The sequence below is a fragment of the Nostoc sp. genome, assembly GCF_036919815.1.
GTDB lineage: Bacteria > Cyanobacteriota > Cyanobacteriia > Cyanobacteriales > Nostocaceae > Nostoc.
This window is the reverse complement of record NZ_JBALCE010000061.1, coordinates 19,862-40,867: the sequence shown is the minus strand read 5'-3', so window position 1 is coordinate 40,867 and position 21,006 is coordinate 19,862. Positions and strand designations below refer to the sequence as shown.

Sequence of the window (21,006 nt, the reverse complement as noted above, 5' to 3'; positions counted from 1 at the left end):
TTCTCTACGAGAGGCTACGCCAACGACAAAGCTCAGTGACCACCGCAGGTCTTACCCTGAGCCTGCGCCGTACCACTTTTCTGCGGGACGCTGCGCGTAGCTTGTCCTCCGCAGCAGTACCTGGAAGCAAGCTAGGCGCAGCATCTCGTAGAGAAGGGCATCGCAAAACTAAGAGTATCCTCTAATTTTAAATGGATAATTGTCTACAATAGCTTCAAGAAAACTGGCGATCGCTCCTAAATAACTATACCCCTCGCGCAATTCCAAAAGAATCCCCCTTCAAGGTGACTCCAAGCGGTTCTACCACCACCTCGCGGCTAAGGGACGCTTCAACCCTTCCTGCAATCACAGCCGAAAGCTGATGTTCTCTTGCGAGCATCACGATTCTCTCTGCATCCTGCTGTGACTCTGTATAAAATGCAAATCCTGCTCCATAATTGAACACGGAAAGCATCGTCGCTGCGCCACCCTCAAGATGACCCTCGACAAACGTAAATATCTCCGGCACTGGCAGCATTGTTTCGATGACATACCGGAGCGGCTTCACCGAGCGCATCAGCTTTTGCCAGCCATGACCAGTGATATTCTCCATTGCCGTGGGACGAATTCCTTCGCCAAGCACCGCCTGCACAAGCGGCGTGTAGAGATGCGACGCAGCATTCATCGCTGACCAGAACTCCTGCCCACTCGGAAGTTTTGTTCTGTAGCCATCAGGGAGCGACTGGGCGAGCTTTCGCAGTGGGGTAAAGCCGTTTTCATGGGGACCCGAACTCTCGACGAGAACAATGGTATTTCCGGCATCAAGACGCGAGCTATCAATGGGAGCGACACCAGCCGGCATGACCCCAAAAACCGAGCCTGCAATGTCCAGCCGGCCTGGAATCATCTTAGTTTTTAGTTGAGGAGTTTCCCCTGAGAGATATACGCACCCCACTCGTTTACATCCCTCAACTACTCCATCTAGAAACCCATCAAGGAAAGCGGGAGTAAAGATCGTTTCAGGAGTACTCGACGGCAGATAAAGACCGAGAAGTATAGTCTGCATACCTGAGGTTGCCGCGTCGTTCGTCAGACATGAGATGATCTTGATACCGATATTCCACCAGAATCGTCGAAGCTCCTCTTCACAGAGATCGTCAGGCCGGGTATCGTCTGCGGTGCCCAGTCCTTCGGGTACAAGTGTCATCGAAAGTTCCCTAGCCCCCGCCTCTAGAAACGGAGCCAGGTTAAAACTAAAAGCGTTAGCGCTAGCTCCGAGACCGGATGCGGGCACGGTGCCATAAGCGCTTGCAAAGCCAAGTGTGCGTTTGGCGGCATCGATGAAGCGTCGTTTTGCGGCATCGAGAGTGTCGTAATCGACTTGATCGAGAGCTTGAGGCATCAGGTTGCGTTTTAAGTTAAAAGTCAGGAGTTAGGAGTTAGGAGTTAGGAAAACTCATAGCTGATAACTCATCATTTTAAAATACCTCATCTTCAATCCCATGCCACCATTCCCCCAAATTCATCAAGTCTTGGTAAATATCTTCTAATTCTTTGGTATAGACATCGTTTGTAAGGGTGGCTCGACGCTCTTGCAATTTCTTGAGGCGCAGTTGTACCAATAGCCAAGGTTTGGTAATGCTATTCGTTGCTTCGATGTATTGCGCTAATTCTTTACTATCCATATATTATTTTTCATCATCCATTAAAAATCAGATTAATATCCTTAGTGTTAACTGTGGAGAATTGCTATCTTTTAACTCAGACAGTAAATTCTCTGATTGCGTTCACGAAGTGGCGGCTTCCGCATCGCCTCAGATGTCCTTTAGTTGGCATAATCGTAGATACACTCTTTCTACGATTACCATTATATGCATATTTAGATGTGAAATAGCTGATCTCACTCTAAATCCAAATACTTTGTCCACTAAAGAGTTTTGTCGCTAGCTAGGACTAGATTTACTTCCATCTGGCTAAATTTTAGAGTACTGACTCTTTAACTTTTGGTGAATTCTCAAGCTTGTTTGGATTCACCCAACGATTGACAAATTCCTTGTTATGTTTGTACACCTTGATTTGCACTTGCTTGGAACTTAACTTGACTACTTCGGCGGTAATTCTTTGGACATCGTTAGAATCCGTGCGGGGCTTGTAAAGCCAAATGACTTTTTGTCCTACTTCAAAATAGTTAGGATTGCTAGTTAAAGAAGGCGCTCTTTCTGCCCAAGAGGGGAAAGCAATTCCTAAGTTAATCAAAAGTACCAAGACCACTAGAGTTATTTGGAAAAGTTTCATAATCATTGCACTTGTCTTCGGTCTGGTGGGGGAATCAATCTGCTGCTCTAGCATTTAGTTATTGTCCTTTTTTGCTTTCTGAAAGTTGATGTTGCTGGTTAATGATTTTGCCGGATTCATGTAGCACCTATTTTTCACCTAAGTTTGACAGCAATAGAGATTTGGATAGTTAATTACTTAGCCTTTAGCTGTATTAATCGTAAGCCAAGTTTGTATTTGTTCAAAGTTCAAATCTCTAGTGATTTCAGGATAAAGCGACTTGGAGAATAAAATCAAATAGTCTTTTTTCTTAAAACGATAAATTAAAATTATGATGAAAGTTGTGATCCTCTGACTTGAGATCACAATCTCTATCTCAGGAGTAATAGACGCAAAAGAACACTCTGTTGTCAAAATTGATAATATATAGTGCTTGATGTTTCTAAGAGTTTTGGATAATAAACAACACTTTTAAAATCTCCTGTTTTATAAAAAATTCTTTATTAAATTTTTGGAGAGCTTTTGTTCTTGATTGAGGCTAGATTCATTCTTATACCAATTCTATGTGAGGCTGCGCTTTATTGACGTAGGGGCAATACCCTGCGGTCAGCTAAAACTACATGAATTGCCCCTACAGCGCAGTTTTGCGTAAGTCCCATAGGTGCATCTTCAAAAAGAAATGGTATTAAGTAATATATATTGAATCTTAATTAATCTATCTGAAAATCTTTCTTGCACTGACTAATTTTTGCTTTTATTTTATGATTTAAAATTGTTTATATAACTACTAGTTAATTTGCTTTATTGTAGAAAAGCTATCGGCAATTGCTTGAGCAGTTAATATCAAGTTTTGAAGATGTTGGGAAATCACCTGATCAGCTAAAATATTCAGTTTGCCAAACTCATCAAATCTTCATCTATTTGAAGTATAGTTTATCTTTTATCGGATAAACAGTGGGAATAATAAACTAGATCGCATTAAGTAAATTAGTTAGCTATGAGTCAAATATGTCGCATCTCCAAAACTTGTGCTTGTCGCAATGTTGCACGCTGCCGGAGTAAGGAAGCAGGCAGGCTCTTTCTCTGGTTCCCCGTTCCACATACTCTGCAAAAAGTTACCTCCTACCTACAGCAGTTTGCCCTTAAGTATGAACTGATGCACGAGCGACCAGGTTTAAGTTTGGACTGTAAACCCGGACAGTCGCTAAAAATTGCGCGTAACCTAGCCGAATTGCTTGCACCGAGAGAATTAAAAGAGACGCAAGTCCTTTTCATTCGAGGCGCTATGCAACCTCAAATTCAGGATTTTAGTGACATAGCCTCATTACAACGCTTCATTAAGTTGAACCAATCCGACTGGCTGGTTGAAATGCTAGCAATGGAGCGATTCACCACTTACTTGCAACCAATTGTCTCAATTAAGGATACATCGCAGATTTTTGGATATGAATCGCTCTTACGGGGACTGGATGAACAAGGCAATATATTGCTACCGAAACCAATTCTGGAGTTAGCAACCGAAGCCGGACTCCTACCACAACTTGACCAAGTTGCTCGCTTGAGCGCAATTACTCAAGTCAGTCGCTATAAAGTAAGTGGGCATATCTTCATCAATTTTGCACTAACATCACTTTATGACCCAGCTTTTTGCCTACGTAGTACGGTAGATGCAATTGATGCTGTCGGCATTTCCCATGATCGGGTTGTTTTTGAAGTCGTGGAGTCAGACAATCCTCAAGATTTAGACCATCTGAAGACGGTGCTGCAATACTACCGGGATGCTGGGTTTTTAGTCGCCCTTGATGACCTGGGTTCTGGCTATTCCAGCCTAAACTTGCTTCATCAGTTACGTCCAGACTTTATCAAGCTGGACATGGAGTTAATTCGAGATGTGCATCAGGACGTTTACAAAGCTTCGATTACCGAGAAGCTTCTAGAGATTACTCAAAAGTTAAACATCCAGACTGTTGCGGAAGGAATTGAGTGCATTGAGGAACTGAACTGGCTGCGAGAACGAGGTGCAAATCTTGCTCAAGGCTATTTGATTGCTAAACCCAGTGGAGTGCCTGTCACTATAACCCCTCAGTTTGATCCGATCGCATTAACTGTAGCATCAGCAAATTCTCAGTTGGTTAAGCAGCAGGTTCAACACCAAATCGAGTCTGAGCGAATTGTCACGGCTGTAACGCAGCGCATTCGAGAATCGTTAGAGTTAGACGAGATTTTGCAAACCACAGCAGCCGAAGTACGACAACTGTTTGAGATAGACCGAGTGGTAATCTATCAGTTTAAGCCAGACTGGAGTGGGTTAGTTGCCGTAGAATCCTTAGCAGAAGGCTGCATATCCATTCTGGGATTTCAAGTCTTGGACACGTGGTTTAAATCTACGCGCGCATACTACCAACAAGGCAATACTAAAGCGATCGAAGACATTGAAACTGCGGGACTATCGCCGTGTCATATTGACATGCTTCGGAGTTTGCAAATCCGGTCAAACCTGATCATACCCATTTTGCACCAAGACCGTTTGTGGGGACTATTGATCGCTCACCAATGCCGTAACCCCAGACAATGGCAGCGATCTGAGGTTAATTTGTTTAAGCAGTTAGCAGGTCAAGCTGCGATCGCTATTCAGCAATCAGAACTTTACCACCAATTACAACAAGCAAACCAGGAATTACAGCGCCTTGCCTCTTCGGATGGTCTAACCCAAGTGGCAAATCGACGCTGCTTTGATGACACGTTCAACGCAGAGTGGCAACGGTTGGCACAAGAGCAAGGCTCACTATCTTTGATTTTGTGTGATGTCGATTACTTTAAGCTTTACAACGATACGCATGGACATTTGGCAGGAGATGATGCACTCAGACAGGTTGCCAAGGCAATATCTCAGACAGTTAAACACCCCGTTGATTTAGTTGCTCGTTATGGTGGAGAAGAGTTTGCAGTCATTTTGCCGAATACTGATATTCAAGGGGCGATCGCAGTTGCAAGAGATATTCAGACCAATGTTAGTGCATTACAAATGCCTCATCCGCATTCTGATGTCAATGAATTCATCACCTTAAGTTTTGGTGTGTCAACCATCACTCCTCATAGCCAATTATCTCCTGCAACCTTAATTGCTGCTGCTGACCAGGGACTCTACCAAGCAAAAGCACAAGGAAGAAATTGTGTAGTGCAGATGGACTGTGAGGATACTGACGTTAGATATCTCCTTTAGCACTAGTCTCCATTTCCTCTGCCAATTATCGTGAATACAGATCACAAATATAATGTTAATGACATTTCAACTTGAAACCTATTTTAGTTATGGATTTAGAACGGAAATAATTAATTATTCAGAGAAGGTAGAAGAAGAGAGGCTAAAATCTAAAATGCGATCGCATTAACACCCACATGACTAATTGGGTAAAACTTTAATGGAATCAATACGCATAATAGATAGCCTCCTTTTAGAACGCCCAAATCAAGCGAACACTGGCTACAAAAAGCCCTTGGACATGAATCTTGGCTTTTTAGCAGGCTCCTACAAAAGCAAAACAGTGCTAGCGAACTTAGAAGTTATTGATGAATATATAGTTACTAACTTAGACAAAGTACTGGAAATTAAACCAGATTTCTACGAAGCCTGGTACAACCGGAGTATTGCGCTGGTGAATTTAGGTAGCTTAGAAGAAGCGATCGCTAACTTGGATAAAGCTCTGGCAATTAAACCAGATTTGTATGAAGCCTGGTTCATTGCTGTACGCCTACCAATGGTACGCTGGTTTGCTCAAGTCTCTTAACCCGCCGATGCGGCTTGCTTCTGTATTGCACGCAACTAAAAACACAACAGCAATGACTCACCACATTTTAAAAGCCTCAAAAGAAACCGTGCATTTAGGCGGTTTCTCCCATCTGCTAGAACCAGCACTCATTATTGACTCTGGCGATACCGTTGACGTAGAAACTTATACTGGTTACTACGTTTATGACCAAGCACCACCAGAGTTTCTCACACCAGAATTTATCGACATCTGCCAAAATCTTTTACCAGAACGCAAAATTGCCGGGGGGCCGCATTTACTCACAGGGCCGATTTATGTGCGCGATGCCCAACCAGGGGATGTTTTAGAAGTACAATTAGATGCGATCGCACCTCGTTTACCTGTCGGCTTCAATGCCATTCGTACAGGTTGGGGAGCATTACCACATCAGTTTCCTGAACCTGCTTTGAGATTCATTCCTCTAGATTTAGCAAACAATATCGCGGAATTTCCGGCGGGTGCTGGCATCAAAATTCCCCTCAAACCGTTTTTTGGGATTCTTGGTGTCGCTACTCCGGAAACCTCTCGAACTTCTGTCCCACCAGGTTCTTACGGCGGTAATATCGACAATCGGGAATTACAAGCTGGTTCTCGGTTATTTTTGCCAATTTTCGTACCCGGTGCATTATTTTCTATTGGTGATGGGCATTCTGCACAGGGAGATGGTGAAGTAAATGTCACCGCCATTGAAACTTCCATGAACGGTAGAATTACCCTCAAACTTCGCAAGGATTTACAACTGACAACACCAATTGCCGAAACTCCAACTGATATCATCACAATGGGCTTTGCTCAAACCTTAGATGAAGCCTTAGAACTGGCTTTAAAAAACATGATTGATTTTCTGGAACGCTTCGTAAATTTATCGCCAGAAGATGCTTATGTATTGTGTAGTTTAGCTGTGAATTTTCATATTACTCAAGTTGTAAACAGTCCCCAAAAAGGTGTGCATGGAATGCTACCTAAATCCATTTTTTCCTATAAAATTAATTTATAATTTCCAATCAAGCGACCATTTTTTATGTCTAATATCTTTATCCAACTGTTGTTAATCGGTTTAGTTTCTGGCATTGCTGGCGGGATGTTTGGTATCGGTGGCGGCGCAATTATGATTCCGGCAATGGTGTTAGTAATTGGTTTGGATCAGAAGTTAGCTACAGGAACTTCTGTGGCTGCTCAAATTTTGCCAATCGGCATTTTAGCAGCCTTGGTTTACCAGCGCACCGGTAATCTTAATATCAAATATGCCTTGATTATTGCAGTTGGTTTAATTGTGGGTAACTTCTTTGGGGCATTGCTTGCAAATCAGCCGTTTATTAGCAGTGAGTTAATGAAAAAGCTCTATGGTATCTTTGTGTTAATGATCGGTATTCGTTATTTAGTGTCAAATTGAAGAGTTTAATTAAGCTTCAGCTTTTTCTTAAAGGAGGAGTGGAAAGAGTTGATGGCAGTCTGGTCAAATACCTCCACCATTTCTTGAGGCAACTTTTAGCAAGGGTTCGCTAAACACGTACAATAATGGTCGGTTGTTACCCACACCAGTCTGATTGTTATTAGTCAGAATGTAGTGGTGCAAGATATTGCACTCTTACAAAAGCTAAATACAGAGGTAGACTATGTTTCCTTTTTGGGGTAATACCTGTTATGGAAGCGAACCCATTTCGCACAAAGCTAGCTTAGAGCGGAAATTAAAATTCTTGATTTGGATGCGAGATGATTTAGAGTCCAAACTGGCTGGTATTAATGCTTCTATTGATACCATTCGGCAGCAGATACAACGCTCAGATTCAGCTGTTTAGAACTTAGTTCTTGCAGACATTTGTAACTCTTTTGTGACTGGGCGCTGTAAATGGGCTGCATCAGTTTTGTAGGGCTGTGTGCAGCGCTCTGTCACCAAGTGGCGTATAAAAGAAAAAGAGGCAGTCTTGAAAAACGAAGCCGAGTCTTTTGCGCTGGTGATACCGTTTCACTTTAATAATCATACAAATACGTTGGTAGGGGCACAGCAATGTTCTCTACGATAAATCTATATGTATCAGGGTTTGTGTGAATTGGTATGACTGGTAGAACTAACCCTGAATATTTAACTCAAGATAGAGGGAAAGTCAACAGAGTTGATTAATACCTTGAAGTTAGAGCCGTAATCGTTTGAAAGCGCCAAAAATTATAGAAATGAAAAATATTATCTCGACTGCTTGGAATAGTTGGTTAAAACCCCACAAAGAATCCATTTTACTATTTGACTCAATTGCTGCTGCTAGTGAGATCGCCCTTATGCTCAACGGTCAGTGGGATGGCTGCAATGGTGTGATCATCGCTAAATGTGATGAGATAGCTGTTAATACTGCGTCCTTACTATTGGAAGCTACATGGTGTTATCAAGGCGCTTCAAAAGCTGTTTTAGACAGAGTAACAGCTGATGAAATTTTACGCCGTTATGCAATAGGAGAAAGAAATTTTGTTAATGCTAATTTGAGGTGTGCAGTACTTGCATCAGTAAAGCTGAGTGGAATTAACCTAAGTTATGCAAAGCTGAGTTGGGCAGACCTAAGTCAAGCCAATCTCAGTAAAGCTGATTTAACAGCAGCAGACCTAAGCCAAGCTAATTTAAGTGGAGCCGACCTGATTTCGGCATACCTAATGAGGACAAACCTAAAAGGGGCAGACCTGCAACAAGTTTCACTGAGGGGGGCTAACCTCACTAGCGCATGTTTAAGTGAAGTTAACCTGACTCATGCAGATTTAACAGGAGCCAATTTAGCACTAGCAGATTTAAGAGGGGCAAATTTTCACGAATGCAATTTGAGTGGCGCTAACCTAACAGGTGCCTTGTTTATTGAGAGTGACTTGGCTTTTGCTCTCCAATAGAACCGCAAAAGTCCCTAACACCCCCAGCCCCTAAGAGCAGGCTCTTAGGGGAGAATTTGACGTAAGTCAAAGGCGGGGTGGGGTTCTTTTTTTGATTTATGCAAGAAGTCTAATGATCTCGGCTGGAAGCCAGGATTTTGGTGTAGATGCCATAGTTAGAGGTTGAATGGGAAGAATTCGCCAATTCAGCTGCATTATCCTGTTTTCAGGCGATCGCTATTTGCTACCTTTAGATTTTCTTTAGAAACCACTCAACTATGAACCGCGCTGAACCAATCTGGAAACAATACGGTAGTATCTGAATAACCTAAGTTTTGTTGGACAAAGGCGGATTCATGTTCCAAGAGATTGCTGCTCAAATTGCTTTTTCTGACTCATTTCCATATTTAGTTACAGTCTTAGGCATTACTAGCACAGTGGGAATATTAGGTTGGCGGTGGTGGAAACAAAAGAACACTTACAAATCTCTACAGTCCTTTCCCTCTCCTAAGAGACACTGGCTATTAGGAAATATTCCTCAAGTATTAGCAGCAGTGAAAGAGAAGAAATTCTTCCAATTATTGTTTGATTGGAGCCAGCAGCTAGGGCCAATGTATGTTTACTGGACTGGCAATCCAGTTCTCGTTTTGAGTAAGCCAAAAGTTATCGAAGACACCATTGTTAATGGGATGAGAGACGGTAGCCTAATTAGGTCACAGCGAGCTAGCAAAGCTTGGAACGACATTGGTGGGCCCATTCTTTTTGGTCAAAACGGAAGTGAGTGGCAGTACAGACGCAAGGCTTGGAACCCTGAATTCAGTTCTAGCGGTCTCTCCAAATATGTGGAAATTATTAGCCAAGCTTGCGAACAAATAATTGAGAAAATTCAGTCAGCTGCTTCACCAGAAGTTCAGGTAGATCCTCTGTTTGTAGAACTAACAATGAGGGTGATTTCCTCTCTTGTACTGGGCATTCCTGTGGATAAAAACGTTGCTACTCATGAAGGACAACCCCTTGATGTTCTCAAGGTGTACGAGGCGATGTCTATTGTCAGCTATAGGTTCCTACGGGTAGCTACTGGCGAGAAGATATGGATGAAATATCTGCCAACTAAGAATTCACGAGATTATTGGGCAGCAAGGCGATATTTAGAGGAGTTTATTACTCCCCGTGTAGACTTAGCTTTACAGATGAGAGAACAAAATCAGACGGATTTAACACAGGTAAGTCCTTTGTTCCAAGAATCAATGTTGGTGAAAATAGCTGCCAAAGAACCAAAATACAATCGGGAAACACTAGTAGCAGAAGTTATTGAACTTTTAATCGCTGGTACTGATACCACGGCCCATACTTTATCCTTTGCAATAGGAGAGTTGGCCTTAAATCCAAGAGTTTTTCAGCAGGCACAGGCCGTTGTTGACCAAGCTTGGAAAAGTCAAGGCAGTATTAATGGAGAAAGCCTCAAGGATTTGAATTACATCCGCGCTATTATCAAGGAAACTTTGCGCCTTTATTCAGTCGCTTCAGGCTCGACTTCATTGGAGGCTGAACGTGACACTGTTATTGAGGGTACGGTTATTCCTCGTGGCACGAAAATATTCTGGTCAATGCTTGCTGCTGGACGAGATCCAGAAGTATATTCTCATCCCGATGAATTTCTGCCAGAGCGTTGGTTAGAGAAGAATAAGGAAAGTAGTCAACTGCCAATGATAGACTTTGGCTCAGGTTCTCATCGTTGCTTGGGAGAGCATTTGTCAATGCTGGAAGGAACAATGATGCTGGCACTACTGCTTTACTACTTTGACTGGGAGTTGGTCAACGGTCGATCATCTCTGGAACAGTTACAGCAAAACCTTTTGATTTATCCGCCTGATAGAATGCCAGTGCGCTTTCGTTTGAGAAAGTAGGGATAATACTGTTTCAGTTTAAAGGAAAGCAAGGGAAGAAAAAAGCTTATCCAAACCATATTGAAAAGCGATCGCTCTTAGTACAGTTTTGGGTAAAAGCGCAGCGTTTCCAATGCAGGGGAACGCATTGGCATTGCATTGAGATGCATTAACAAGGCCGCCGACGCATTAACAAAGCGGCCGACGCATTCATTGCCATTGTAGGGTATTGCCTTTCCTTAATTCGCTACGAATTAAGGAAAGGCTGTACTTAGCTCCCTATCCAAGACAATTCTTGTTATAAATTGGTAGTTTGTGCGATCGCCATTCTGATTTATCTTTCTAACCAACCCTTTGCGATCGCAAATTCAGTGAGTGCGCTTTTACCTGCATTAATGCCAAACGATCGCCCCGTTTTGGAAAAGTTTCAGGAATACAAGAAAAGCGCTGAATTTCTGATGTTCTAAAGCATTTTTTCCAAGAATTGCTTGGCGCGATCGCACTTAGGATTTTGGAAAAATTCGCTAGGAGTAGTATCTTCTGCTAAACTTCCCTGGTCGAGGAACATAATCCGATTGGCAACAACTCTAGCAAACCCCATTTCATGAGTAACGATCGCCATTGTCATTCCAGATACCGCCAAAGCTTTCATCACTTCCAGCACATCTTTAACCATTTCTGGATCTAATGCAGAGGTGGGTTCATCAAACAAAATCATCTCTGGTTCCATTGCTAATGCACGCGCGATCGCTACTCGCTGTTTTTGTCCCCCAGATAATTTGGACGGATAGACATCTGCTTTTGGTTCTAAACCGACCTTAGCAAGCAATTCTAAGCCATGTTGTTCTGCTTTTTGCTTGTTTATTCCTTTCACCTTTATGGGTGCGTAGGTGACATTTTGCAGCACACTCATGTGGGGAAACAAATTAAAATGTTGAAATACCATCACCAAATGCTGACGCACCTTAGCGATGTTTGCCTTGGGATTAGTGATTTCTTGGTCGTGAAAGTAGATTCTTCCTCTGGTGGGTTGTTCTAGCAAGTTTATGCATCGCAGAAAGGTAGACTTACCTGAACCAGAAGGGCCTAATATGGCAACCACTTCCCCCTGGTAAAACTCAGTGGAAATATCTTTGAGTACGTCGAGTTTGCCAAAGGATTTAGATAAAAATTCCGTGCGAATTACTACATTACTCACTTTCCCGTAACCTCCTTTCTAAAGCGGATGCACCCAAAGTCATACCCATTACCAAAACATAGTAGATTAACCCTGCAAATAGCAGTGGTTCAAAATAAATATACTTGTTTGCACCAACGATTTGGGCGCTGCGTAATATTTCCACTACCCCAATAGTTGACACCAGCGCAGAATCTTTGAGCAATCCGATAGTTTCATTTACCAATGCGGGGAGAATGTTCTTCAATGCTTGGGGAAAAATCACATCCCACATCATCAACCAATAGGGAACACCCATAGACATTGCCGCTTCACTTTGCCCTTTATCCACCGCCTGAATCCCACCTCTGATAGTTTCCGACATATAAGCGCCAGAATTCAGGGTAAAAGTTAGCACCCCTGCCTCCAATGCGGAAATGTCATAGCCTGTAAGCTGGGGTGTTGCGTAGTAAACCAACGCCAACTGTAATAGCAATGGTGTGCCTCGAAAAACAGAGGTGTAGGCGTTAGCAACCCAGGTAAGCGGCTTGATGCTGAGAATTTTTAATAGAGAGAGTATTGTTCCCCAGATTAACCCCAAGGATACAGATAATAGCGTAAACAATAAAGTTAAAGGGATTCCCCGAAGAATAAAGGGAATATCAGGAAGAATTCTGGTGAAGTCGAGATTCAATCCGCCTTTGGCAGGAGTTGAGGATGCAGGATTGGCGGTAGTGTTCTGTGAAAACCACTTGGCTACTAGTTTCGCTAATGTGCCATTGTCCTTCATTTGTTGAAGGACTTTGTTAAACGGTTCTGCTAAAGAAGAACCTTTGGGAAAAGCGATCGCTGATCCACTTGCCTCCTCTGAGGGAATAATATTAAACTCTAAATCTGGGTTAGCTTGGGCGAATCCCTTAGCGACAGTATCCTCAACAATTGCTGCATCAATTCGCCCAGATTTGATTTCCTGAACTACTTCCGGGACTTTGTTGAGTTGCTTTAGCTGAATACCCGCAACTTTTTTAGCAATTTTCTGAGCATTTTGTTCTTGTATCGTTCCTAGTTGTACCCCAACCTTTTTTCCTAATAAATCTTTGGGCTGCTTCAGGTTGCTACCTTTAGGGGCGACAATCGTATCTTTAGCTTCGTAATAAATAATTGAAAAATCAATATTTTTCTGACGTTCTGGAGTTGGAGTCATCCCAGCCATTGCAAAGTCAGCGCGATTTGCTTGGAGTGCAGGAATTAATCCATTAAAATCGGATTCCATTATCTGAAGTTTAAACCCTAGTTTTTGAGCAAGGGTCTTGGCAATATCTATATCAAAGCCAACGATTTGGCGATCGCCGACTTTAGTATCATAAAACTCATAAGGAGGATAATCTGGGGAAGTAATCATCGTCAGCGTGTCTTTACCTAAAGATGAAGCAGCTTTTAGAGAATTACTATGTCCGATGATCATGTTGATTACTACTACAACCAGTATCGTTAATAGCCATAGTTTTTTCTTATTCATAAACTTGATAACTATATAACTAGGACTTACGCACAAGTTACGGAATAGCGTAGACGCTTCTCTACGAGACGCTACGCGAACGGCTTGCCGCAGGCTACCGCAGAGGCGCAGAGAAGCCAGTGCGTTGCGGGGGTGGAGGAGTTTATAGCAACTGGCGCGACACGGAGAAATCAGAGTTTGAGAGATATTTTGCGTAAGTCCTGATAACTTTCATTCCGCACCTTAAGGGACTTCCAAATAAAAAAATATCCCAAAGCTGACACAAAAATCCTCTCTATTCCTCCTGTCTCTGTGTTCTCTGCGTCTCTGTGGTTCGTCAAATTCTGACTTTAGTCGCCTCCAGCAGCTTAACACTGGCATAAATAGCATCAATATAAGGTGTGGGAATTTGAGTAAGTTTTCCCAATTCTGCCACCGCGCCAACGATCGCGTCTATCTCCGTAGTCCGCCCAACTTCAATATCTTGTAGCATAGATGTTTTATGGGCACCAACATTTTCTGCCCCATTAATTCGCTGATCCATTGTGATGCCAAACTTTATACCCAATTTTTCAGCGATCGCCTGAGTTTCAGTCATCATTTGCCGCGCTAGTTCACGAGTCAGAGGATACTGACAAATACCTTCTAGAGTAGCACCAGTCAGGGCACTAATCGGATTAAATGCCACATTACCCCACAACTTGATCCAAATTTCCGTGCGAATTTGATTGCGGATTGGTGCTTTAAATCCTGCCTGTTTGAGAGTTTGTGCTAATAATTGGATGCGTTCTGTTTTAGTGCCGTCGATTTCACCCAGAGTAAAGCGATCGCCTTCAATATGTTTAATTACACCTGGTTCAATTATCTCAGTTGCCGGGTAAACGACACAACCGATGGCGCGGTCAGCAGTGATATTAGCTTCAATAATCCCATCTGGATCAACAGATTGAATGCGTGTACCTTCATACTCACCACCATGCTGACGAAAGTACCACCAAGGAACACCATTTTGGGCTGTCACCACCATCGTCTGGGCATCGTAGAGTGCAGGCAGAAAAGGTGCGATCGCCAGGACACTGTGAGCCTTAACAGTTAAAATTACTACATCTTGTCGTCCCGCTTTTTGGATCTCGCTAGTTGCCAAAAATGGAGTAGCAATTTGGCTAGAACCGTCTGTCATGAGCAACTTCAGCCCATTTTTTTGAATTGCCTCCAAATGAGAACCACGCGCAATTAGCGTCACTGCTTCACCTGCGAGTGCCAATTTTGCCCCTAAATATCCACCGATCGCACCCGCGCCAACAATACAGATTTTCATTAGAATTATGAATTATTCGTGCAACTTATTAAATAGCCATGCCAAAGCCGCATCCACATCAGTAACTTGCTCTCCTGGCGGTATGGCTGGACGATTTACCATAATAACTTTCACGCCTAGTTCTCGCGCTGCAATAATCTTCGGCTTTGTGGCATCGCCACCGCTATTTTTACTGACGATGGCATCAATGTTGTTGTGAATCAGGATTTGCCTTTCATTATTCAGGGTAAAGGGACCGCGATCGCACAATATCATTCCCGGTGGCACTAAAGCATCATCGCTAGGAGGGTCAATCATCCGCATCAGAAACCAAATTTTCTCTAAATGAGCAAAAGCGGCGAGTTCTTGCCTCCCAACTGTCAAAAATACCCGTTGTGGCTGATTTGCTACAGATGCTGCTGCGGCTTCAACGCTGTCAACTTCAATCCAGCGATCGCCACTTACTTTTTCCCAAGGCGGACGAATTAACATCAGACGGGGTACTCCGACTTCGATTGCGGCATCTGCCGCATTAAAAGAAATCTGACTAGCAAAAGGATGGGTTGCATCAATTAATAAGTCGATTTGCTCCCCTCGCAGATAGCTAGCCAATCCAGCTACACCACCGAAGCCTCCAACCCGTAAATCGCCCAAGGGAACTGATGGTTTACGGGTGCGACCGGCTAGAGACGTGATTGCTTCTAACCCTTGGATAGTCACCACTCTAGCAGCTAGTTCTGCGGCATCTCCCGTCCCACCCAGAATCAAAACGCGGATCATTAAGATAAAGGTGGAATCTTTGCCAAAATCCCCTTTTTCAGCGCTTCTGGACGCTCTGACCAAGGTAATAAACCATCAGCTTTGACATAGTATTGACTAGCACATTCTAGTACCGCAGATGCACTACCATCAACGGCTAAATCACCAAATAAATATGTTAATTTGCCTTTGGCAGCAAAGGCGACTACACAAGAACGATTGCAAGCACTCATGCATTCAACTTCCTGAATTGGGAATTTATCTCGTAAGTCCCAATCTTGTGCAAGCTGCTGAAGTTGATGTAGAAGTTTTTCACCACCACTTTCACCTAAGCGTTTTCCATCTTGCCAAACGCTAGCGCAAGTTTTGCAAACAAATAAAGTATGGTCAGCAACATTCAAAGGACTAGTTGGGGAAATATTGACAGTAGTAGTCATCTGTACCTCGCAGATATGTGGAACTGATAAATCTATTTCGGCGGGCATGCTGATTCACTCAAATTTGGATTTTAGATTACTCTCAAATAGGTTCACAGTTGCTCCCAAGCGCCGGATTTGCACCGATTTTTCCCCGTTACCTCTGGTAGCTGACTCCCACCAGAACCGAATAACCTTATCAATCATACACTAGGGTCATCTAGGAAATAGAGTTTGCCTAATTTCCGCCCTCTATGTTAGTTTAGTCAAGAAAATCTATGCTATGATTATAAATCGTGTGGTTAAGGACGTATAGCTCAGTTGGTTAGAGCGCTACGTTGACATCGTAGAGGTCACTGGTTCGAATCCAGTTACGTCCATTTAAGATAATGTCCTTACCAGTACTGGCTACGATGTCAACGTAGCGCTCTAACCAACTTGTTTTCTCTCAGCTTTCTCTCAATCAATACTATTTTATCCCTAAAACAACGAAATAAGGGTAACTAGCTGATTTGAGAGAAGATCATCATTTACCCGTATTAATATAAGCTGGTATTATTACTTATATAGCAAACTTCCTGATTAGCTTATGTATGCGTATAAGATTAGGGATTGAGCTATTTTCGTCTGTAATGCTTCTATTTTCAGTCTCAGGTAGAATGACAAGTTTAAGTCTTATATCGCTTGTTATAGGGAATTGTAGAGCTAGGTATTAAAGGTTCAATGCTATCAAGGCTAATCATTCAACAATAGAAACGTAAGAAAAAACTATTCCCCAGTTTCATCGTTAGTAATGGCTATGGTGGTTTCCTGTTGTGTCTAATTGTTATCTGACATAGGTTACATCGTAGCAAGTAGCAGATTAAATATAGAGCATAGTTATTTGAAAAATTGATAAGCATTAGCAAATAGCTTGATTAAATCAATACTCGCGTTATATTCGCCCATAACACCTTTGTTTTGAGTTTAAGGTAATGGAAGCCTTCAGCTTTGTATTGCCTAATGCAGTATTAGCTACAACTAGAGAATTATATTATTGGCTCAAGTAACATTACTTAAGGTTAGTTAACTTATGGTAAATAAAATTTAAAATACTTAATCGTATTGAGCCGCAAGTATACTAATCCTAATCAACTATAACTTAGTTTAACTAATATCGCATATATGATATACACATTAATCCATATATTAATAGATATATAACCTATTTTTCTTACTGTAGATAATGTACGATAATTATTATATTTAACTTATCATCTTAATCATAAGATAGGTAGATATAGAAACAATAATAGTGGCGGTCGCATAAGGCATAAATGATAACTGTAAACACTGAATTGAGTAATTAAATAACCCCTATTCAATCAATTTAAGTGCTTATTCTAATAGTTTATCTATTTTCTATGATGTAGAATTTAAACGTTAATTGAGTGTAGGTAACGGCTTATCTTTAGGTTAATTTTCTAATTACCCAACATTGAGGAATGAGTAAGAAAAATATCCTACTCGTATGTGAAGTTAGCAGTTACTTAACTTTCTTATCTGGTTTGACTTCTGTAACTACCGATATCTCAGTTACAGCTATTTCAGGTATAGTTGCATCGGTTATTATTTCAGTTACTACTTGTGGTAATATCCTTGTTACAGGTACTTCAGTTACTCCAGTTAAGTATTTAAACTTATCTGGTATATTACGTACCGCGTTAGCAAACTGTGGCACACTAGGACACTGTTCACTACATTGAATTAATGTTTGATACCATTGTACCTCTGTGAATGGTAATGTATTCTGCAATTGGGTAAGTGTTAGTTTACTATGGTTATCATCCATACAAGTTATTTCAATAGGCTTACTTGTCACCATCCATACTGGTTTTAACTTATTTGCCAATACATAGTTTTCAGCATTCTTAATCCAGAATGGTATAGCGTAATTTTCTAATAACTCATGATGGAATGAATAGTCACCAAAAGCTAACTTATCTAACGTAATATGTTGAAACACCACTTTAAGCGTTCCCGGTGCTGCATTAATTTTGGCTACTTCACGTTTTTTGTAGCTAGTTTCATTTTCATCTGTTATAGCATTTTTAATTTTCTCACTGTAATGATAATAAAGAACTACCTCACCAGTATTAGAAACTTCCATTGTGTAGATAATAGGAGTACTCAGTTTTTTACCTCCCATTAATGAAAAACTAACTCCAAAGTCACTGGAATTTGAAAGTGCTGAAACTTTTTGAGCAACTTCTTTAAGGTGATCTAATTCTGGTTTAATAACCAAGTCTCTAATTTTGATGTACTGGTTAACATCTTGTTTCAAATTACTCAAGAGTGCTACAGCCTGAGATTTATTGAGGTTTAACTTAGTGAAAATGTACTCAGTGATTAGCATAGCTAACCTTGATATATCACTATCACTAGCACTTGGTTGATGTTCTCTAATAACACTTCTGGCTGACTGTTGACACTTTTTAACATCGTGAGTAGCTTTATGTATTTGAGCATCAGAATTATTAACTATGTAGTTTTCTACTGTAGTTTTTACGTGTTCTGAATTAGCTTCAGTAAGCTTAAACTGTGCATAACGATGATAATTATCAATCGTTGTATTTGGTAGTTTTACAGAGCATTCAAGTGACTTCTGATAAGCTTCTATGAATGCTTCCATTACAATTTTATTTGTGATTTTATTGTATGTACCTTTTTTAACATCTGTAGTACTTTCTATTGAAATATTATCTAACTGTGTACGGCGTTTTAATGCTAACAAAATTAAAACTGTATCATCGTAGGTATGTAATATTCGTTTTTTCCCTTTGTCGTCGATGTACATTTTGATAAAGTCTACTTTATTATCTTTAATCATCCGTTCTAGTAAGCTTGCTAATTCATCTCTTTTTGTTATATGAGGATATTCCATTAATTTACCATTTTTAGCAAACAGTAGATCCGAATATTTTTCTACAGTGAGGGTGAAATCGTACCCAAAGGAATACACTACAGCAGGTAAATAAGTTTCAGTAGTTACTTTAACGTTAACATTTTGACTTGTCATAAATGAAAAACGTAACGCTGTCTTATCATCTGGATTGGCTTCGGTGACTAATTTGCAAGAAACAAAAACTTTTTTACGTGATGGTAATCCAGTCTGCTTATCGACGTTACCGTATTCCCATGCTGGGAAAGTTAATTGCAAATCTAACTTGTTTTCAAGTGCATGGCGTTCACTAGCATTGATTTGATTAATGTCGATATCAATGCTTCCAGATACAATCCACTTACTATTGACCTTAGCCTGTTCTAAATCATATAGTTGAGAAGCATCCTGAATATCTTGCAAGAATATTTCTAGTGATGATGGAGATTGAAATTCTACTATTTTAGATTCAAATAGTTGAGAAATATTAGTAGTTGATGAGTTAATAACTTTAGTATTATCTAATGCTTTTATCCAAGGGTTAAGCATAATTATTTTGATAGCAGTATGACAAATTAAATCGATATTATTTTTTGTAAATTTTTCTTTATATAATTGGTATATACAGTAATGTATTATGTATTCCAGCAACTTAGAACTAGATTTAACGCACAAATAATCTATTCCCTCGAAAGCTATTTGCTGTTGAAACAAGATTTGTTTATCTTTTACATTTGTTAATGGAATAACATATCTTTGCTTTATTTTGTTGTGATATTTTAAAAAATATTCTATACAATCATTAGTAATGTTATTAATTGCTAGATGATCACTTTGTTTTATTGAATCAATCCAGTTATTAAATTTCACATCATTAACAATTTTTTCTTGCCCCACATAAATCAAACTTAAAAAGTGTTGTTGAAATATCTCTAATCTTTGTCCTCTATTTTCAATCAAACCACTTGTTTCTGTGCTGTTACCATCGGTTGATACTCTCAGTTCACATTCTTCTATTTGTTTAGGATCTGTACCTGCAAAATGAGCAAAGTGAGATTTTCTAATACTACCTTTTTTCAAACAAACTTCTTGTCCACAAAAACAGCAACGTAACAGTAATTTCTTATAAGAATAAAAGTCACATTGCTCTGGATAAACTCTTTGACCACCTAAAGCCATTGCTTTTGCAACATTCATATTCAGCGCCTATTTATGAGTTGAATGAAAAAACGTTTAAAGAAGTGTTTGCTTCAGGAAGTAGAGAGTAGTTTCTATGTCAATAACCCAGGACTCAAGCCACTGGGTTTTCTGCTTTCAATACTATAAACTTTAGCCAAATTCTCTGATTTGCTTTGGAGAAAGACGCTGACACAAAAATCTGTCTTCAGCAAGTCTGCCAGAATAGCAAATATTAACTGGTATAGAGCCTTCTTCAACTGAATCCACAGAAGTTATTACCAACACATCAAAACGGCTTCGGACTCCAAAATGTTTATGTTTATCATATTCAAATTCAACAGGAAAAGTTGTTGTTTCACCTGGGTTTAATGTAGTATTATTTACAAAGACTTTGTTGGAGTCCCTAGCTTTTAATAAACCATTATTTAAAGCGTAACTTTGATAAGAAACTTCTATAAATCTCTGAGGAATACTCCCTGTATTTGTGATTGTACCTACTGTTTTAAACTTTATCTCCTCAGTATCCTTTACCTTAATAAATTTAATACTATTAATAGTCAAACTTTGTGTATTTGTTAAAGATATAGTGGGTATATGCTGATTAGATTTAGATGCACATAAAGCTCCTAAGTCTATACTTGTACCATTTGTAGTTTGCCAATAGCAAAGCGGATCAGCACTTACATTTTGTGCTAAGACCGTTTTAGAACTTATGGATTCTGGTAAACCAACTTCCATACAGATGAGGCTTAGAAGAATTACAAGAATGTTTTTATAAACCAACTTACTCTGATGTAAAGTCATAATAATGATGGTGCGGAATGTGGTTTAAAAATCCATTTTGCATCATTAACATGATATCTAACTCCGAATAATTACTTAAGTTTAAACCTTGTTCTGAGTAAGAAACAAAATTATAGTCCTTTGGATAAACTTTTTTGCCACCTTTATATATTGAAATTGCATAATCCATATTCAAGTGATCC

Annotated in this window: 18 protein-coding genes and 1 tRNA gene; 9 read left to right on the top strand and 10 right to left on the bottom strand. The window is 40.5% G+C overall.

The genetic code is table 11. From position 1 onward, the window contains the following. Nucleotides 1-244 precede the first annotated feature (244 nt). The 3 genes from V7K15_RS15170 to V7K15_RS15160 form a co-directional block, all read right to left on the bottom strand. Nucleotides 245-1,381 carry an AIR synthase related protein gene (locus tag V7K15_RS15170; RefSeq protein WP_334906299.1) on the bottom strand — a complete coding sequence of 379 codons (1,137 nt, stop codon included), beginning with the start codon at nucleotides 1,379-1,381 and terminating at the stop codon, nucleotides 245-247. A 76-nt stretch (nucleotides 1,382-1,457) separates the two neighbouring features. Further along, a complete protein-coding gene (locus tag V7K15_RS15165; RefSeq protein ID WP_292793795.1) occupies nucleotides 1,458-1,664 on the bottom strand; it encodes a hypothetical protein in 207 nt (68 codons plus the stop codon). A gap of 295 nt (nucleotides 1,665-1,959) precedes the next feature. Next, on the bottom strand, nucleotides 1,960-2,328 hold the full coding sequence (locus tag V7K15_RS15160) for a hypothetical protein (RefSeq protein ID WP_334906298.1): 369 nt from the start codon (nucleotides 2,326-2,328) through the stop codon (nucleotides 1,960-1,962). A gap of 922 nt (nucleotides 2,329-3,250) precedes the next feature. On the opposite strand from V7K15_RS15160, the gene V7K15_RS15155 reads away from it, so the two are divergent. From V7K15_RS15155 to V7K15_RS15120, 8 genes are all read left to right on the top strand, one after another. Next, nucleotides 3,251-5,476 (top strand): EAL domain-containing protein, encoded by a 2,226-nt coding sequence (locus V7K15_RS15155; protein ID WP_334906297.1) that lies wholly within the window; start codon nucleotides 3,251-3,253, stop codon nucleotides 5,474-5,476. 199 nt (nucleotides 5,477-5,675) lie between these two features. Continuing rightward, nucleotides 5,676-6,041, top strand: coding sequence for a tetratricopeptide repeat protein (locus V7K15_RS15150; RefSeq protein ID WP_334906296.1), 366 nt, complete (start codon nucleotides 5,676-5,678; stop codon nucleotides 6,039-6,041). Nucleotides 6,042-6,093: 52 nt separating this feature from the next. Continuing rightward, a complete protein-coding gene (locus tag V7K15_RS15145) occupies nucleotides 6,094-7,059 on the top strand; it encodes an acetamidase/formamidase family protein (RefSeq protein WP_334906328.1) in 966 nt (321 codons plus the stop codon). A gap of 24 nt (nucleotides 7,060-7,083) precedes the next feature. Beyond that, on the top strand, nucleotides 7,084-7,455 hold the full coding sequence (locus V7K15_RS15140) for a TSUP family transporter (RefSeq protein ID WP_334906295.1): 372 nt from the start codon (nucleotides 7,084-7,086) through the stop codon (nucleotides 7,453-7,455). A gap of 223 nt (nucleotides 7,456-7,678) precedes the next feature. Continuing rightward, entirely contained in the window at nucleotides 7,679-7,861 is a 183-nt protein-coding gene (locus tag V7K15_RS15135) for a hypothetical protein (RefSeq protein WP_334906294.1), read from the top strand. Nucleotides 7,862-8,234: 373 nt separating this feature from the next. Beyond that, nucleotides 8,235-8,930: a pentapeptide repeat-containing protein gene (locus tag V7K15_RS15130; RefSeq protein WP_334906293.1), complete on the top strand. Its 696-nt coding sequence runs from the start codon at nucleotides 8,235-8,237 to the stop codon at nucleotides 8,928-8,930. 335 nt (nucleotides 8,931-9,265) lie between these two features. After that, entirely contained in the window at nucleotides 9,266-10,816 is a 1,551-nt protein-coding gene (locus V7K15_RS15125) for a cytochrome P450 (protein ID WP_334906292.1), read from the top strand. A gap of 284 nt (nucleotides 10,817-11,100) precedes the next feature. Then, the gene (locus V7K15_RS15120; protein ID WP_334906291.1) at nucleotides 11,101-11,262 is read left to right on the top strand and encodes a hypothetical protein; all 162 of its coding nucleotides are present in this window, start codon (nucleotides 11,101-11,103) and stop codon (nucleotides 11,260-11,262) included. Here the strand turns inward: V7K15_RS15120 and V7K15_RS15115 are convergent. From V7K15_RS15115 to V7K15_RS15095, 5 genes are all read right to left on the bottom strand, one after another. Further along, a complete protein-coding gene (locus tag V7K15_RS15115; RefSeq protein ID WP_334906290.1) occupies nucleotides 11,259-11,993 on the bottom strand; it encodes an amino acid ABC transporter ATP-binding protein in 735 nt (244 codons plus the stop codon). The genes V7K15_RS15120 and V7K15_RS15115 overlap by 4 nt on opposite strands. Beyond that, nucleotides 11,986-13,470 (bottom strand): ABC transporter permease subunit, encoded by a 1,485-nt coding sequence (locus tag V7K15_RS15110; protein ID WP_334906289.1) that lies wholly within the window; start codon nucleotides 13,468-13,470, stop codon nucleotides 11,986-11,988. Before V7K15_RS15110 ends, V7K15_RS15115 begins: the two co-directional genes overlap by 8 nt. 316 nt (nucleotides 13,471-13,786) lie before the next feature. Further along, nucleotides 13,787-14,767 carry a 2-dehydropantoate 2-reductase gene (locus tag V7K15_RS15105; protein WP_334906288.1) on the bottom strand — a complete coding sequence of 327 codons (981 nt, stop codon included), beginning with the start codon at nucleotides 14,765-14,767 and terminating at the stop codon, nucleotides 13,787-13,789. Nucleotides 14,768-14,779: 12 nt separating this feature from the next. Beyond that, nucleotides 14,780-15,526, bottom strand: a complete 747-nt coding sequence (locus tag V7K15_RS15100; RefSeq protein WP_334906287.1) for a cobalt-precorrin-6A reductase — start codon at nucleotides 15,524-15,526, stop codon at nucleotides 14,780-14,782. After that, on the bottom strand, nucleotides 15,526-15,942 hold the full coding sequence (locus V7K15_RS15095) for a DUF1636 domain-containing protein (RefSeq protein WP_334906327.1): 417 nt from the start codon (nucleotides 15,940-15,942) through the stop codon (nucleotides 15,526-15,528). The genes V7K15_RS15100 and V7K15_RS15095 overlap by 1 nt, the downstream gene beginning before the upstream one ends. A gap of 285 nt (nucleotides 15,943-16,227) precedes the next feature. On the opposite strand from V7K15_RS15095, the gene V7K15_RS15090 reads away from it, so the two are divergent. Beyond that, nucleotides 16,228-16,301 (top strand) — tRNA-Val (locus V7K15_RS15090). A gap of 1,145 nt (nucleotides 16,302-17,446) precedes the next feature. Here V7K15_RS15090 and V7K15_RS15085 read toward each other — a convergent pair. After that, entirely contained in the window at nucleotides 17,447-20,038 is a 2,592-nt protein-coding gene (locus tag V7K15_RS15085) for a competence protein CoiA family protein (protein WP_334906286.1), read from the bottom strand. A 132-nt stretch (nucleotides 20,039-20,170) separates the two neighbouring features. Then, nucleotides 20,171-20,758 carry a hypothetical protein gene (locus V7K15_RS15080; protein WP_334906285.1) on the bottom strand — a complete coding sequence of 196 codons (588 nt, stop codon included), beginning with the start codon at nucleotides 20,756-20,758 and terminating at the stop codon, nucleotides 20,171-20,173. Nucleotides 20,759-21,006 lie beyond the last annotated feature (248 nt).

Coding starts and splice junctions, on each gene's coding strand:
- V7K15_RS15130 (WP_334906293.1), top strand. CDS start 8,235: ATGAAAAATATTATCTCGACTGCTTGGAATAGTTGGTTAAAACCCCAC.
- V7K15_RS15110 (WP_334906289.1), bottom strand. CDS start 13,470: ATGAATAAGAAAAAACTATGGCTATTAACGATACTGGTTGTAGTAGTA.
- V7K15_RS15135 (WP_334906294.1), top strand. CDS start 7,679: ATGTTTCCTTTTTGGGGTAATACCTGTTATGGAAGCGAACCCATTTCG.
- V7K15_RS15095 (WP_334906327.1), bottom strand. CDS start 15,942: ATGACTACTACTGTCAATATTTCCCCAACTAGTCCTTTGAATGTTGCT.
- V7K15_RS15145 (WP_334906328.1), top strand. CDS start 6,094: ATGACTCACCACATTTTAAAAGCCTCAAAAGAAACCGTGCATTTAGGC.
- V7K15_RS15105 (WP_334906288.1), bottom strand. CDS start 14,767: ATGAAAATCTGTATTGTTGGCGCGGGTGCGATCGGTGGATATTTAGGG.
- V7K15_RS15150 (WP_334906296.1), top strand. CDS start 5,676: ATGGAATCAATACGCATAATAGATAGCCTCCTTTTAGAACGCCCAAAT.
- V7K15_RS15080 (WP_334906285.1), bottom strand. CDS start 20,758: ATGGAAGTTGGTTTACCAGAATCCATAAGTTCTAAAACGGTCTTAGCA.
- V7K15_RS15155 (WP_334906297.1), top strand. CDS start 3,251: ATGAGTCAAATATGTCGCATCTCCAAAACTTGTGCTTGTCGCAATGTT.
- V7K15_RS15125 (WP_334906292.1), top strand. CDS start 9,266: ATGTTCCAAGAGATTGCTGCTCAAATTGCTTTTTCTGACTCATTTCCA.
- V7K15_RS15170 (WP_334906299.1), bottom strand. CDS start 1,381: ATGCCTCAAGCTCTCGATCAAGTCGATTACGACACTCTCGATGCCGCA.
- V7K15_RS15100 (WP_334906287.1), bottom strand. CDS start 15,526: ATGATCCGCGTTTTGATTCTGGGTGGGACGGGAGATGCCGCAGAACTA.
- V7K15_RS15165 (WP_292793795.1), bottom strand. CDS start 1,664: ATGGATAGTAAAGAATTAGCGCAATACATCGAAGCAACGAATAGCATT.
- V7K15_RS15140 (WP_334906295.1), top strand. CDS start 7,084: ATGTCTAATATCTTTATCCAACTGTTGTTAATCGGTTTAGTTTCTGGC.
- V7K15_RS15160 (WP_334906298.1), bottom strand. CDS start 2,328: ATGCTAGAGCAGCAGATTGATTCCCCCACCAGACCGAAGACAAGTGCA.
- V7K15_RS15085 (WP_334906286.1), bottom strand. CDS start 20,038: ATGAATGTTGCAAAAGCAATGGCTTTAGGTGGTCAAAGAGTTTATCCA.